Source organism: Streptomyces phaeochromogenes (genome assembly GCF_001418655.1).
GTDB classification, from domain to species: Bacteria; Actinomycetota; Actinomycetes; order Streptomycetales; family Streptomycetaceae; genus Streptomyces; species Streptomyces phaeochromogenes.
Map to the genome: position 1 here is coordinate 66,984 of NZ_LIQZ01000067.1, position 13,462 is coordinate 80,445.

The window sequence follows — 13,462 nt, forward strand, 5'->3', positions numbered from 1 at the left end:
CCACTGGCACGCACGCCTCACGACCCGACCGGCCTGTCAGACTCGGGCGACGAGTTTGACCTCGACCAGTAGCTCGGGGAACGCCAGTCGAGGGGTGCCGATCATGGTGCTTGCCACCTGGGGGTCCGGCCGTCCGTAGGCTTCCTTGCGCACCGGTCCCGCCGCAGCGTCACCCGCGTCGGCATCGACCACGTAGATGACTTCGTCGACGACGTCGTCCAGCGATGCGTCGAAGCGCTTCAGCAATTCTGCCGCGTTGGCATAGCACTGGCGCAACTGATCGCCCATGTTGGCGAAATCAGTGACGAGTCCGTCCTCGTTCACCGGAGCGGGGGCGACGAGTTCCGTCCCGTCGTGTGCCACCTGGCCGGAGAGGTAAATGGTATCGCCGCGCCTGACCGCTTGAACGTACCCATAGCTTTCTTCCCAAGGGACTCCGAAGCTCTCTACCTGATCTGCATCTGCCCTGCTCATATCGCTCCGATCGTCAAGCGTGAGTTCCCCAGCAACGGTATGAGGCCGGATTGGCGTGGAACAGATGCAGCCGTGCCACTTTCAGCAAGGATCGTGCCGAAACCGCAGGTCAGGTCCGATACAGCGCCCGTGAGTTAGCCTGGAGAAGGGCGCGTGGGCGGTAGGGGGCGACAGAGACCAGGGGGCGCAATTGCGATCCAGAGACGACCGGACCATTGTCGCGATCCTTGCGATGCCGCGAGCGTATTCACTGGATGTCAGCATCCCGGCGCATGTGTTTGGCAGGCACCCGGGCTATCGAGTCCTCGTGTGCGGCGACCAGAATCTCGACGCGGTGGACGATGCGAGCGACCGGCCATCGGGCGTCGATGTGGCGGCGGACATCAGGCCGACCCACTCGCTCTCAGATGTGGAGTACGCCGATATCGTCGTGGTTCCGGGTTATGAGAACCCGAGTCGCCCCATCCCGGAGGGCTATTTGAAGGCGGTGCAGCTCGCAGGCGAGCGGGGCGCCCGAATGGTCGCCGTCTGCACGGGCGTTTTTGCGCTCGCGGCCAGCGGGATGCTCGATGGGAAGACGGCCACGACGCACTGGCAGTACACCGACCAACTCCGGACGACCTATCCCGAAGTCGACGTCGCCGAGAACCGATTGTTCGTCGAGGACGGGGCGATTCTCACGTCCGCGGGTGCGGGCTCGGGAATCGACGCATGTCTCCATGTCATCCAAAGCGAGTTCGGAACAACAGTCGCCGACGATGTGACGAAGGAGGTCGTCTCCTCCGCCGCCCGCAGTGCGAACGAGCCGCAGTACATGGACGTTCCGTCCCCTCCTCGCGCCGGACTTCAGGCGACCCGGGAATGGGTGATCGAAAACATTGGATCTTCGATCACCGTGCAACGGATGGCGGACCACAGCCGGCTCTCGCGGAGGACCTTCATCCGGCACTTCGTGCGCGAGACAGGTATCCCACCCATGCACTGGGTCGCCAGGCAGAGGATCCTCGGCGCGCGCCGACTCCTCGAATCCTCCGACTGGTCCGTGGAGAGGATCGCCGGAGCGACGGGGTTCGGCACGGCCGCGAACTTCCGGAACATCTTCCGACGAGAGGTGGGATTGACCCCGACCGCCTACCGGAAGTCGCACGGCCCGAGCAGTTCGGACAACGACTCGGTGTCGCCGCCGACGGTACGTCTCTAGCCTCGATCCTTCGTGAGGACCCACCCGAAATTCGGCGCGCGCCGTGCCACGCGTCTCCCGTGGAGAGGTGCGTCATTTCTCGGCCGGGGTGGGGGCTTGGGGGAGGCGTAGCTCGAAGCAGGCTCCGAGGGTCTGGGGAGTGAGGGTGAGGGTGCCTCGGTGACGGTGGGCCAGGTCGCGGGCGATGGCGAGGCCCAGGCCGGTGCCGCCTTGGTCGCGGGAGCGGGCGTCGTCGAGCCGGACGAAGCGTTCGAAGATGCGCTCGGCGTCCTCGGCGGGCACCCCCGGTCCGTCGTCGTGCACCGTGAGGACGACCCAGGCGTCCTGGTTCCGGACGGTGATCTGGATGCGGTGTGCGGCATGGCGGGCGGCGTTGTCGATGAGGTTGCGCAGGAGCCGTTCGCACTCGTCGGGGTTCCCGTGTGCGGGGGCCGGGGCGGTGCTGTCGCAGGTGAGGGTCAACGGGCGTTCGTTGAGGGGGTATTGCTCGGTCAGCCGGCAGGCGAGGGCTGTCATGTCGACGGTTTCGGGGCCGGCCATGGGGCTGCGGGTGTCGAGGCGGGCGAGGAGCAGCAGGTCTTCGGTGAGGGCCTGGAGGCGGCGGGTCTGTCGTGCGGCGGTGGTGGCCGCGGCGGGCCAGTCGGTTCGTTCCGGGTAGGCGAGCGCGACTTCCAGGCTGGCCAGCAGTGTGGTGAGGGGGCTGCGCAGTTCGTGGGCTGCGTCCGCGACGAAGCGGCGTTGCTGGGCGGCGGCGTTGTCGAGGCGTTGGAGGGTGGTGTTGATGGTGGTGGCCAGGGCGGAGATCTCGTGTCCCGCGGCGGGGACGGTGACGCGTTCGCGGGGGTCGTTCGCGGTGACCGAGGCGGTGAGGACGCGAATGGCTTCGACCGGCCGCAGCGCGATGCGGACGGCGAAGTAGGCGACGGCGGCGATCAGTACGAGGCTGACGAGCCCGGCCCGCAGCAGTCGGCGGTCGGTGGCCTCGGTGATTGCCCCGGCGATGTCCTCGGCCGCGTGCGGGAGCACCACCACATAGACCCGCAGTTGGGCGTCGGCGGCGACACCCAGAGCGGCGACTCTGTCGCTGCTCAGTTCATCGGCCCTGACATCGTCGTACATGACCAGGTAGGTCCCGCCGTCCTTGCCGAACCGGTCCCCGGGCTCGGAGTCGTGGCGCGCCGGTATGCGCATGGGACGGGTCGTATAGCCCCAGGCCGCCCCGTCATCCGGTGGGGCGGGCAACTCGGCCTTCGGCGGGGCGGGCAGCACATGGCGGGTGCCGGGATCGAACTCCTCCATGCCCCCGCCGTAGGCGACAGCGGCGCGGCGGTCGGTCGCGACGACCTCGTACGGCACAGTGCTCCGGCGAACGGGAACCACACCCTCCTCCAGTTGATCGACGAGAGCCAAGAGCTGTGCCTGCGCCTGCCCTTCGGCGATCTGCGTGCTCTCGCGGTAGACGTCGCGGTGTACCCACCAGCCGATGCTCACCAGGATGACGGCGGCGGCTGATGCGGCGGCCAGGGCCGTGCGGGCCCGTACCGAACGTGGCCACCAACGGCGGTGCGGCTCAGTCGCGTTCACGGTCGTCCACCAGTCGGTAGCCGGTACCCCGCACGGTCTGCAGTGACTGCCGTTGGAACGCGGCGTCCACCTTCTTGCGCAGTGCGCTGACGCGCGCCTCGACCAGGTTGGGATCCAGGGCTTCGTCGGGCCACGCGTGATAGAGGAGATCCGCTTTGGAGACCGCCTGGCCCGCCCGGCGGGCCAGCAGTTCCAGCACGGCGAACTCCCGGGGTGTGAGTTCCACTCGGGCTCCTGCCCGGCGGCAGACCCGGCCGGCGACATCCAACGAGAGGTCGCCCACGGCAAGGACGGGCGGGGCGACCGTGGCGGCGCGTCTGACCAGGGCCCGCAGCCGTGCGACGAGCACCACGTAGGAGAAGGGTTTGGCCAGGTAGTCATCGGCCCCTGTGTCCAGGGCCTCCGCCTGGTCCCATTCCCCGTCCTTGGCGGTGAGTACCAGGATGGGCGTCGCGTTGCCCTCCCGGCGCAACTGGGCGCAGACCTTGTAGCCGTTGAGTCCGGGCAGCATCAAGTCCAGTACGACAAGGGCGTATTCGCCGGTCCGGGCCATCCACAGTCCCTGCCGGCCGTCACGGGCGAGGTCGACGCTGTAGCCCTCGGCGGTCAGACCGGTGTGCAGGGTGTGGGCAAGGTCCACCTCGTCTTCGACCACCAGGATGCGCATGCGGTGCAGCCTCGCACAGCGCCGGCCCGCCTTCCTGATCGGCCGGTCAGGTTGGGTCAGCCTCCGGTCAACGAGGTCCGGGCACGCTGGCGGAGTCTTTTCGCCACTGCTGAAAGGCCCTGCCGCCGATGTCCATTGCCGATTTCGACATTATTGACGATACAGAAATCGCTCCTCAGGAGCACTCTCGGACAGTTCCCTCACTCTCACGCCGAAGATTCCTTACTCCTTTACTCTTGCCTGTTTCCCTGTCCGCCCTTCTCGGTGTATGGGGAATTCGCAGAGATGAGACCCTGTGGCATGACGAGGCTGTGACTCTCGAATTGGCATCCCGTAGCCTGCCGGACCTGTGGCAGACGTTGGGAAACATAGACGCCGTGCATGGAGCCTATTACTTTCTCATGCATGGGCTGTTTGGCCTGTTCGGGACCGACCTCCTGGTGCTGCGCCTTCCCTCTGTTCTCGCCGGTGCGCTGGCCACGGCAGGAGTAACGGCGCTCGGGGTTCGATTGTCAGGGACGCGTGCTGGAATACTGGCAGGCCTTTCCTTCGCCGTACTCCCAGATGTTCAAAGATATTCGCAGGAGGGGCGCTCGTACTCGCTGGTCTGCGCACTTGTGGTCTGGGCCACATATCTTCTTGTGAGGGCGGTACTTGGCTGTCGAGCCCCGGAAATTACTGGGCGTAGGAGCTCGATGGTGCCGTGGATCGCCTATGGTGCCCTCATGCTGGCAGCGTGCATTCTGCATCAGTTCGCTGCCTTTGCCCTGATAGCACATGCCTTCGCCCTGCCGGCTTGTGCACGGCGCCCTTGGGTGTGCACCGCACTGCTGGTTGCGGCAGGAGTCGCGCCCCTAGCGGCTCTTGGAATGGCGCAATCCGGGCAAGTCGCATGGATCGACGGTGTCACCGGTAGCGAGTACCAGCGCTTCGCGGTACTGGTTTCATTCGCGATACTGCTGTCCTGCCTCGCTTCGTCAGGGAACGCCGGCAAAGTTTCCCCTGAAGTGCCTGTCAGCCTACGGGTGATCGCCCTGCCTCTGTTCATATTGCCCACTGCGCTTCTCATGCTGATTTCTCTTTACAAGCCTCTGTATGTGGAGAGGTACGTGCTCTACGGTCTCGTCGGCCTGGCGCTCCTTCTGGGGGCGGTGCTGGATCGCGTGCCTGAACTAGGGCGCAACCTGCGAGTGGCGACACTGATTGTTGTCGCGTTGGCAATCGCGCTGCTCGTACCGGAGTCCCTCAGGCTGCGGGCACCGGAAAGCCGCTCGGACAATGTCACCGATCTGGCGATAACCCTGTCCAGGGAATACGCTCCTGGCGATGGAATCCTCTACCTGTCCGTGAAGAGGCGCGCATGGTCGCTGGCCTACCCTTCGGTAAGCAGAGGCATGTTCGACATTGCCCAGGAGCTCACCCCGGCAGCCTCGCACGACCTTTACGGCACCGAATTGCCATCCCCTCAGATTCGCGCACGCATGCGCAGCAGCCCACGGATTCTCGTAGTGACGGAACCCGTAGGTCATCGGGTCGAAAGTAGCGGGACGGAGATGATGAAGAAGAGGGTTCTGGCAGAATATTTCACCAAGGGCCGCACCATACGAATCAACGGGGCGCGAGTCATTATTTACAAGCCCCGCGCAACGGCTACTGAGGCTGAACTCGTGGTGCCGTAGGAGCCGACGGCCGCGCTGGGCCACCACCTACGTGACTGTCACTTGGTCACATACGCGTTGAGCGGCGACAGCCCGTCCAGGTCCACCTGGACCCCCTTCAACCTGGAGCTGTACAGGAACGTGCGCACAGGCACGTACACCGGAATGGCCGCCGCCTGCTCCATCACCCGGCGGTCGACGGTGGACCACTTCTCGCCCGCTGCCGCCACGTCGGCCGTGGCGTTGGCCTCGTCGATCGCGTCGTTGACCGCCGTGCTGTTGAGCCGGGAGAAGTTGGAGGTGGTCGGGTAGGTGTAGCGGCCGTCGAAGGAGTCAGGCAGGAACGCTGACGCCAGCGGGAGGCCGCTGATGTTCATCGGCAGGCGGGCCAGGTCGTAGGCGCCGTCGCCCACGTTCTCGTAGATGTCGGAGACGTCGACGTTCTTCAGAGTCACCCGGAAACCGGCCTTGTCCAGGGCCTTCTTCACCGCTTTGGCCCGTGCTTCGTCGGCTGTCGTCGCATAGGCGAGGGCGAGGGGGAAGTCAGTCTCGCCTGCCTCGGTGAGTAGCGCGCGGGCGGCGGCGGGGTCACCGTGTGCCCCGGCCCCGTACAGGTCGAAGTCGCGCGAACCGGGGATGCCAGGCGGCATGAGGTGGTGCGTGGCGACGCCGTCCTCGCCGCTCGCGGCCAGGACGTCCGCTGCCGGATACGCGGTGGCGATGGCCTGACGGACCTTCAGCTTCGGTACGCGTTTGGTGTCGATGGAGTACGCGTGGACGTAGGGCGCCGGTGACGTCACCCGGACCGTGCCGCTGCCGTTGGCGCCGTCCGTCGCGCCCAGTCCGTCCTTGTCCAGCGAGCCGGAGAACGTCATCACCGCCGACTTCGAACCGGCCGTGCGGATGCGGGACTTGATCTCGTCGAGGGTGAGCGAGCCGGTGATCTCGTAGCGGTCGGGGTACGCGGTGCGGACCGGGTCCGTGTCCGCGCGCCACTTCGGGTTGCGGGTGAGCGTGAGGTTCTTGGCGCCGGTGAACGAGTCGACCTGGTACGGACCCGTCGACGGCAGGAGCGTGGAGGTGCCGGAGATGTCGGCGACCCGCTCCGGCACGGGTGCGCCGTTCGGGCCGGCCAGGACGACGTTGAAGTCGGGGTGGGCGCCGTCGAGATGGAAGACGATCGTGCGGTCGTCCGGGGTCTCGATGACGCCCGGCGGCAGCTCGTGCTCGCCGCCGATGCCGTCCGCGTCCTCGGGACCGAGCAGGAAGCTGCGCAGTGTGCGGTCGCCCATCGGGAACTTGTCGGGGTCGAGGGCGCGCTTGACCGCGAACGCGAAGTCCTGGGCGCGTACGGGCGATCCGTCGTTGTAGGTGAGGCCGGGCTTGAGGGTGAACGTCCAGTCGCGGCCCCCCAGCGATGGCCGGCCGGTGTCCTCGGCGAGGTCCCCGACGAGGCGGACGGAGCCGTTGGGCAGCGTTTCCAGGGTGGTCAGGCTGCGGTAGACGAGGCGGGAGATCAACCGGTCGGCCCCGGACCACATGTTGCCCGGGTCGAGGGTGGTGATACCGCCCGGTTCGAGGACCGTGACCTTGCCGCCCTTGGCGGCGCCCCGTACCGCCGGGGCGGGCCCCTTGGCATCGGCGTCGGAGCCGAGCGTGAGCGTCTGGGTCTTCGCCACCGGGGCCACCGTGCCGGTGCCGGCCTTCGGCCCGCCGGGGCCGCTCTTCCCGCTTCCCTCGTCGCCGTCGTCGCCGCCGAACGGCTGGACGACCGAGAACACGACCACGAGCGCGGTGACCGCCGCGGAGGCCGCGATCCACATGACGCGCCGCCCGTGCGGACGAGCGGCCGGGGGAGCGGGCGGCTGCTTCGGGAGCGGCGGCGCGAGCAGGTACGAAGTGGGGTCGGGGCTGATGGTTGTGGCGCCCGCGGCGAGTTGCTGCGGGGCTGAGTCAGATGCGGAGTGCTGCGGCTCGGACGAGACGTGGGCCGGGCTCCCCGGTGCGGTGGAGGCGGAGTCCTGCCCCAAAGGAGGGGTGTGGTCCGCCAGTTGGGCTGGGCCAGGGACTTGCGGCGCGGGCAGGACCAGTCTCTCGAATGCCGCCCGCGCTTCCTCCGCCGTCGGCCTCTCCTCGACCGGCTTCGCCAGCATCCGACCCACCAGCTCGTCCCACTCGGGGGCGAGCCCCGGACGCCGTACCGACGGCTTCTCCGGTGTCTCGTACACATGGCTGTGCATCAGCGCGGGCGCCGACGTCGAATCGAAGGGCGGTGCGCCGGTGAGCATCTCGTACACCGTGCAGCCCAGTGCGTACACGTCCGTACGGCCGTCGTCCGCGCCCCGCGTGAAGCGCTCGGGCGCCATGTAGGGGAGAGTGCCGATGGGGGAGTCGGTGGTCGCGGTGAGCCGGCTGCCGGCCGCCGCGTCGAGGAACTTGGCGATGCCGAAGTCGAGCACCTTGACCGTGCCCTCGTCCGTGAGCATCACGTTCGCCGGTTTGATGTCGCGGTGCACGATGCCGGCCCGGTGCGCGGTCGCCAGGGCCCGGCAGACCTGTGCCGCGAGCTCCGCGACCCGCTCCGGCGGCAGCGGCCCCCCGGCCAGCAACTCGCCCACGGTCCGGCCCGAGAGCAACGGCATGACCAGGTAGGGGACTTCACCGTCCGCCCCGTGGTCGAAGACCGGCACGATGTACGAGCTGTCCAGTGCGGCAGCGGCCCGCGCCTCCCGCCCGAACATGGCGAGCAGCCGCTCCCGCTCGGCGCCGGCCGTGCCGGGTGGCAGGCTCAACAGCTTGACGGCGACCGGGCGTTCGAGCCGCGCGTCCCTGGCCCGCCACACCACACCCATACCGCCCGCACCGATCCGCTCCGTGAGCGTGTACCGGCCGTCCAAGACGGTGTCGCGCATCCCCGCCCCCACTCGCTCAAGGAATCAGCGGTCTCAATGTACCTATGCACAAGGGGAGTTGAGTGGTTCCCGAGTGAGGTGCGGGGGCTTGCGTGACCGGTGCCGACGTCCCATGCTGGCCGCAACGCCGAGGCAGGGGGGCCTTGAGATGCGATACGGGCGTGTCATACGAGCTGCCGCCTTGCTGGGTGTACTGGTGTGGGTGGCCGGCTGCTCGGACGGCGACGACGACGCGCGTGGATCGTCGCCCCCACCGACCGTGTCGACCCCGGCGACGACCGGGACCCCGTCGAGCAGCTCGTCCAAGCCGGCGTACTACGACAAAGACGACAACGTGCTGATGGCCAAGGGCGATTGCTATGGGCCCCCGAGGGGTGACGAGCAGGGCCATGCCGTGGAGATGCCCTGCGACGATCCCGACGCCATCGGCAAGGTCCTCAAGCGCGTCGAGAAGAAGACGACCGTGTATACGTACATCGACTGTTCCGACTCCACGGACGACGTGCTGGGCATCAGCGGCGATCCCGGATGGGAGGTCGCGGGCTCGCGCGACTACCTCGAGTACGTGGCCGGTGTGGGCTATGCCTGCGTACGCAACCTCAAGGCCCCGCACCCCGGCGAACCGGGCCAGGGCGGCATGGAGATCCGTGTGGGTGACTGCCTGGAGGCTTCGGACACGGGTGACAAGTACGAGGAAGTCCCCTGCGACGGCGAGGTGTTGCCCGACGTCAAAGTCATCGGACAGCCGGACCTGGACAACAACTGCCCGCGCAAGGACGACACCCAGCTGACGGAGGAGTCCATCCTGAACGTGTCAGGGCTGGGCGGTGGGCCGGTGTACTGCGCGAGGGCGTACGCGGAACTCTGAGGAGGCGGGCGGGGAGGCGTCGATCGTGCAGTCGACCTCAGCCTTCGGACCTCTTCACGCACATCAGCGTCTGCTGGCCGGTCGCGACGAGCGTCCGACTGCCACCCTCGACGCCGAACACCTCCAGCTGGCACACGGTCAGTGTCCGTCCGGGCTTCAGGACCTTGCCCACGGCCTCGATGTGATCGCCCACGGCGGGGGCTAGGAGGTTGATCTTGTACTCGACCGTGAGTACCGACGTGTTCTCGGGGAACAGCGTGAACGCCGCGTAGCCGCCCGCGCTGTCGGCGATGGCGCTCGTCGCCCCGGCATGGAAATAGCCGTGCTGCTGGGTCACTTCGGGGCGATTCGGGAGAGCGATGTGTACGCGGCCCGGTGCGATGTGCGTGATGTGCGCACCGAGATGGCCCATCAGCCCCTGGAGTCCGAAGCTCGTCCGGATGCGTTCCTGTACCTCGGGGCTTGCCTCTTCCTGCTGACTCTGGTGTTCCACTGCGCTCCTTGAGTCGGTGTCCCGGCCGGTTGGCTGAGGGAGGCGGGAGTGTTTCCCGGGGCCGAAGGCGGCGGGCCGTCATCCGGCCAGACGTTCCACGAGGAGGAACCCGCCGATGGCGATCATCATGGCACCGCTTGCACGAGTGACGGCTCGCGCGGCTGCCGGTCGGGCCTGCAGCACGGTCCGGGCCAGCAGGCCCACGGTGAGGTAGACGACGGCGCAGCCGACCATGTGGAGCGTGCCCAGCAGAGCGGTCTGAGCGGCCACGGGCCAGTCCGCCGCGGGGTCGATGAACTGGGGGAACAACGAGAAGTACAGCAGCAGTGCCTTGGGGTTGAGGCCGCTGATCCCGGCGCCCTTCAGCATGACCTGCCGACGGGAGCCGGCCATCACCTCAGTGGAGGCGCCGGGTGTGGCCGGCCGTGCCAGGACGCCCCGGCCGAGCCACATCAGATAGGCGGCCCCGAGGACGGTCAGTGCCGTGAGCAGGGTCGCGGAGCTCGCGACGATCACCACCAGGCCGGCCACGGCGAGCACGGTGTATCCGGCGTATCCGGCGACCAGTCCGGCCACCGCGGGGACGACCGACCGGTTCCGCAGCCCTGCCGTGATCGCGTAGGCCCAGTCCGCGCCGGGCGTGAACACCAGCAGAAGATCCACTGCCAGGAAAGCCGCCACTGTGCCCGCGTCCATGCTGAACCGATCCCTCTCTCACTCGTTCCTAGGGGAGGGAACGTTAGGCGGGATCTGCGCGAAAGTGTTTCCGTATTTTCCCCGGATTCGGGCTTCTGGGGCACAATCCTTCCTATGGATGACCTGGACCGGAAGATTCTTACCGAGCTGCAGCTGGACGGCCGTCTGACGGTGACCGAGCTGGCCGCCCGGGTGAAGCTGAGCGTCTCGCCGTGCCACCGGCGCCTGCGTGACCTCGAACGGACCGGCGCGATCCGTGGCTACCGCGCTGTCGTGGATCCGGCCGCTGTCGGCCTGGACTTCGAGGCCCTGGTCTTCGCCACCCTGCGCTGGGAGGACCGCGACACCGTCGCCGCCTTCGAGCAGGCCGTCGCCGCGGTCCCGCACGTGGTGCAGGCCCAGCGTCTCTTCGGCGAACCCGACTACCTCCTGCGCGTCGTCACCGCTGACCTGGCGGCTTTTCAGCAGCTGTACGACCAGCGGCTGGCCACGTTGCCCGGCGTCCAGCGCCTGACCTCAACCATCGTCATGAAGCACGTGGTCGACGACCGCCCGCTGCCTGCCTGAGACCGGTTTCGGAGACACCGGTCCCCGGCGAGCGCCCGGAATCGGCCAACGGGAGTGCGGGCCAGGACCGAGTGGGAGAATCCCCCTCCTGGGGCCGCGCGCTACGGCCAAGGGACGGTCGGTGCATATCTCCGTCGGCGCCCGGGAGGACCGGAAGGAACCGTCAGCGTGATCGAGTGGGTGTTTCTAAGCGCCGGGGCAAGGCCCGTCCCGCGACCGGTCGCCACCCCACTGGTGTGGGCCGCGGCTTTCGGCGGTGCCCTGTTGCTGGTGGCAACCCTCAACACCCTCGTCGGCCCCGACCGGCCGGCACTTGCGCTGACGGCGCTGTCCCTGCTGGCCGCCGTGCTGGGCGGACGTTCCCGCTTCACCGCCGCCCCCGGAACGGCCGCGCTGTGCTGGCTGTTCCTCAACGCCTTCGCCATCCCGCCCCTGGGCACCCTCAGCTGGGCCGGACACCGCGACACGTTCTGGCTCAGCTGTCTGCTCGCCGCCGCCCTCATCGGCACAGCGGTCGCCCGCCTCGTCCACGCCCGCGCCGCCTACCGACGCATAGCCGCCGGAGCGGGCCCCGCGGCGTGGGAACCGGGCGAGCGCCCGGAGGACGCCTGACCGTCAGCCCGGGTACGGACCCGCCGAGAGGGCGGGCTCTGACCGTGCGTGGCCCGTTCGCATGAAGCTTGTCTGTCCCGGGGTGTCAGAACCCTTTCCCCACCCCGTCCTTCTCCATCGTGAGCCCTGCCTGGGCCGGGGATCCTGCGCGTAAGCGCGTGCGCTCCCGCGCCTTTGGCATCCGGACACCAAGTGGCGAAGGGGCGTACCTGTGCAGACCGGCCGACGAGATGTCCTGCGTACCGGAGGGGCCGTCGTGGCTGCCGGGGCCGCGATCGCGCTGGGCGGCGGAATCAGTCCGTCCTTCGCCGCCACCCGCCGGACCTCCCTCGTCGGGGGAGCGGAGCCCGGCGCATGGCGCGAGCTGGCCAGGGGCCTGAGCCCCGCTGCCCGGCTGTACCGACCGGGGCAGCCGGAGTACGCGGCCCGTGCGACGGCCGACAACCAGCGTTACGCGTTCGTGCGCCCGGCCGGGGTCCTCGTCTGCGCGACGGAGAGCGACGTACAGACGGCCGTGCGGTGGTGCGCGAAACACGGAGTGCCGCTCGCCCCGCGCTCCGGCGGCCACAACTACGCCGGCTACTCCACCACCCCCGGCCTGGTGATCAGCCTGCGTGCGATGAAGCAGGTCGTGCCGCGAGGGCATGAGCTGCTGCTCGGCGGGGGCGCCACCAACTCCGACGTGTACGCCGCCCGCGCCGCGAACCTGTACTTCCCCGGCGGCCGTTGCCCCGAGGTGGGCGTGGCGGGCCTGACTCTCGGCGGCGGCCTCGGCTTCAACGACCGCAAGTGGGGCCTGACTTGCGACCGGCTCACGGAGACCCGTCTCGTACTGGCCGACGGCAGCCTCGTCCGCGCGGCCGAGGACGAGAACCCGGACCTGTTCTGGGCCTGCCGCGGCGGCGCAGGCGGCAACTTCGGCATCAACACCGCGTTCACCTTCGCCGCCGTACCCGTGGGCAGGCTGCGCGCCACCGTCTTCCACCTCACCTACCCCCTGCACGCGGCCGTCGACGTGCTGGAGGAGCTGCGGGACATCCTCGACACCGACCGGGACAACGACTTCGACGTACGCATCGGCTTCAAGCACGCCGGCGACGGCACGGCCGCGCTCGCGCTGCTCGGGCAGCGGCTGGGCGACGAGGACGGACTGCTCCGCCGGTTCGCACCCCTGCTGCGCCTGCGCCCGTTCCAGGCGGTCATCGAGGAACGCGGCTTCTGGTCCGCGCAGGAATTCCTGATGGAGACTCCCGGTCCGAAAGAGGCCTACGCCTCCAAGTCCCTCGTCCCCGACCAGTGGCCCGGCCCCGACACCGTGGCGGCCATCGCCGACTGGACCCGCAACTGGCGCCCGGGACCGGGCCGCAGCACCGGCTACGTGACCCTGTTCGCCATGGGCGGCGACACCGCGACACGACGACCGGACGAAACGGCCTACCCCCACCGGGAAGCCGCCTTCGTCATCGACATCGGCACCCACTGGAAGCCGGCCGCCCCGCCCTCCCAGGTGCGCGGCCTGCTGGAACAGACCCGCGCCGCCCACCACATGCTGCGCCGTCACCTGAACACCGACGCCGCCTACGTCAACTTCCCCGACCCGGATCTGCGCGACTGGCGGCGCGCCTACTACGGCGCCAACTACGACCGCCTGGTCGACGTCAAGCGCCGGTACGACCCCGCCGCACTGTTCCGCTACCGGCAGGCCGTCGGCCGTCCACAGCCCTGAGCCC

General features: G+C 68.5%; 12 protein-coding genes. 6 read left to right on the plus strand and 6 right to left on the minus strand.

What is annotated here, in order from left to right; all coding sequences use genetic code 11:
• Positions 1 to 36: 36 nt before the first annotated feature.
• Positions 37 to 474, minus strand: coding sequence for a Rid family hydrolase (locus AOK17_RS09765; protein ID WP_055611965.1), 438 nt, complete (start codon positions 472 to 474; stop codon positions 37 to 39).
• 190 nt (positions 475 to 664) lie between these two features.
• On the opposite strand from AOK17_RS09765, the gene AOK17_RS09770 reads away from it, so the two are divergent.
• Entirely contained in the window at positions 665 to 1,675 is a 1,011-nt protein-coding gene (locus AOK17_RS09770) for a GlxA family transcriptional regulator (RefSeq protein WP_245697075.1), read from the plus strand.
• 72 nt (positions 1,676 to 1,747) lie between these two features.
• On the opposite strand, the gene AOK17_RS09775 is transcribed toward AOK17_RS09770, so the two are convergent.
• Both AOK17_RS09775 and AOK17_RS09780 read right to left on the minus strand, forming a co-directional pair.
• Complete coding sequence (locus AOK17_RS09775; protein WP_055611967.1) at positions 1,748 to 3,259, minus strand: sensor histidine kinase; 1,512 nt, start codon at positions 3,257 to 3,259, stop codon at positions 1,748 to 1,750.
• Entirely contained in the window at positions 3,246 to 3,926 is a 681-nt protein-coding gene (locus AOK17_RS09780) for a response regulator transcription factor (RefSeq protein ID WP_055611968.1), read from the minus strand. Before AOK17_RS09780 ends, AOK17_RS09775 begins: the two co-directional genes overlap by 14 nt.
• Before the next feature lie 128 nt (positions 3,927 to 4,054).
• Here AOK17_RS09780 and AOK17_RS47720 point away from each other — a divergent pair, with 128 nt between their 5' ends.
• Positions 4,055 to 5,605 carry a glycosyltransferase family 39 protein gene (locus AOK17_RS47720; protein WP_079052907.1) on the plus strand — a complete coding sequence of 517 codons (1,551 nt, stop codon included), beginning with the start codon at positions 4,055 to 4,057 and terminating at the stop codon, positions 5,603 to 5,605.
• A gap of 38 nt (positions 5,606 to 5,643) precedes the next feature.
• Here AOK17_RS47720 and AOK17_RS09790 read toward each other — a convergent pair whose 3' ends face one another.
• Complete coding sequence (locus tag AOK17_RS09790; RefSeq protein ID WP_055611970.1) at positions 5,644 to 8,496, minus strand: ABC transporter substrate-binding protein; 2,853 nt, start codon at positions 8,494 to 8,496, stop codon at positions 5,644 to 5,646.
• 148 nt (positions 8,497 to 8,644) lie between these two features.
• Here AOK17_RS09790 and AOK17_RS09795 point away from each other — a divergent pair, with 148 nt between their 5' ends.
• Entirely contained in the window at positions 8,645 to 9,364 is a 720-nt protein-coding gene (locus tag AOK17_RS09795) for a hypothetical protein (protein ID WP_157881295.1), read from the plus strand.
• Between the two features lie 37 nt (positions 9,365 to 9,401).
• On the opposite strand, the gene AOK17_RS09800 is transcribed toward AOK17_RS09795, so the two are convergent.
• Both AOK17_RS09800 and AOK17_RS09805 read right to left on the minus strand, forming a co-directional pair.
• Complete coding sequence (locus tag AOK17_RS09800) at positions 9,402 to 9,857, minus strand: PaaI family thioesterase (RefSeq protein ID WP_055611972.1); 456 nt, start codon at positions 9,855 to 9,857, stop codon at positions 9,402 to 9,404.
• Between the two features lie 78 nt (positions 9,858 to 9,935).
• Entirely contained in the window at positions 9,936 to 10,553 is a 618-nt protein-coding gene (locus AOK17_RS09805; protein ID WP_055611973.1) for a LysE family translocator, read from the minus strand.
• A gap of 114 nt (positions 10,554 to 10,667) precedes the next feature.
• On the opposite strand from AOK17_RS09805, the gene AOK17_RS09810 reads away from it, so the two are divergent.
• From AOK17_RS09810 to AOK17_RS09820, 3 genes are all read left to right on the plus strand, one after another.
• Positions 10,668 to 11,120 carry an Lrp/AsnC family transcriptional regulator gene (locus AOK17_RS09810; RefSeq protein ID WP_055611974.1) on the plus strand — a complete coding sequence of 151 codons (453 nt, stop codon included), beginning with the start codon at positions 10,668 to 10,670 and terminating at the stop codon, positions 11,118 to 11,120.
• 168 nt (positions 11,121 to 11,288) lie between these two features.
• Positions 11,289 to 11,732: a hypothetical protein gene (locus tag AOK17_RS09815; protein ID WP_055611975.1), complete on the plus strand. Its 444-nt coding sequence runs from the start codon at positions 11,289 to 11,291 to the stop codon at positions 11,730 to 11,732.
• Positions 11,733 to 11,988: 256 nt separating this feature from the next.
• Positions 11,989 to 13,458, plus strand: a complete 1,470-nt coding sequence (locus tag AOK17_RS09820; protein WP_055611976.1) for an FAD-binding oxidoreductase — start codon at positions 11,989 to 11,991, stop codon at positions 13,456 to 13,458.
• The last annotated feature ends 4 nt before the right edge of the window (positions 13,459 to 13,462 follow it).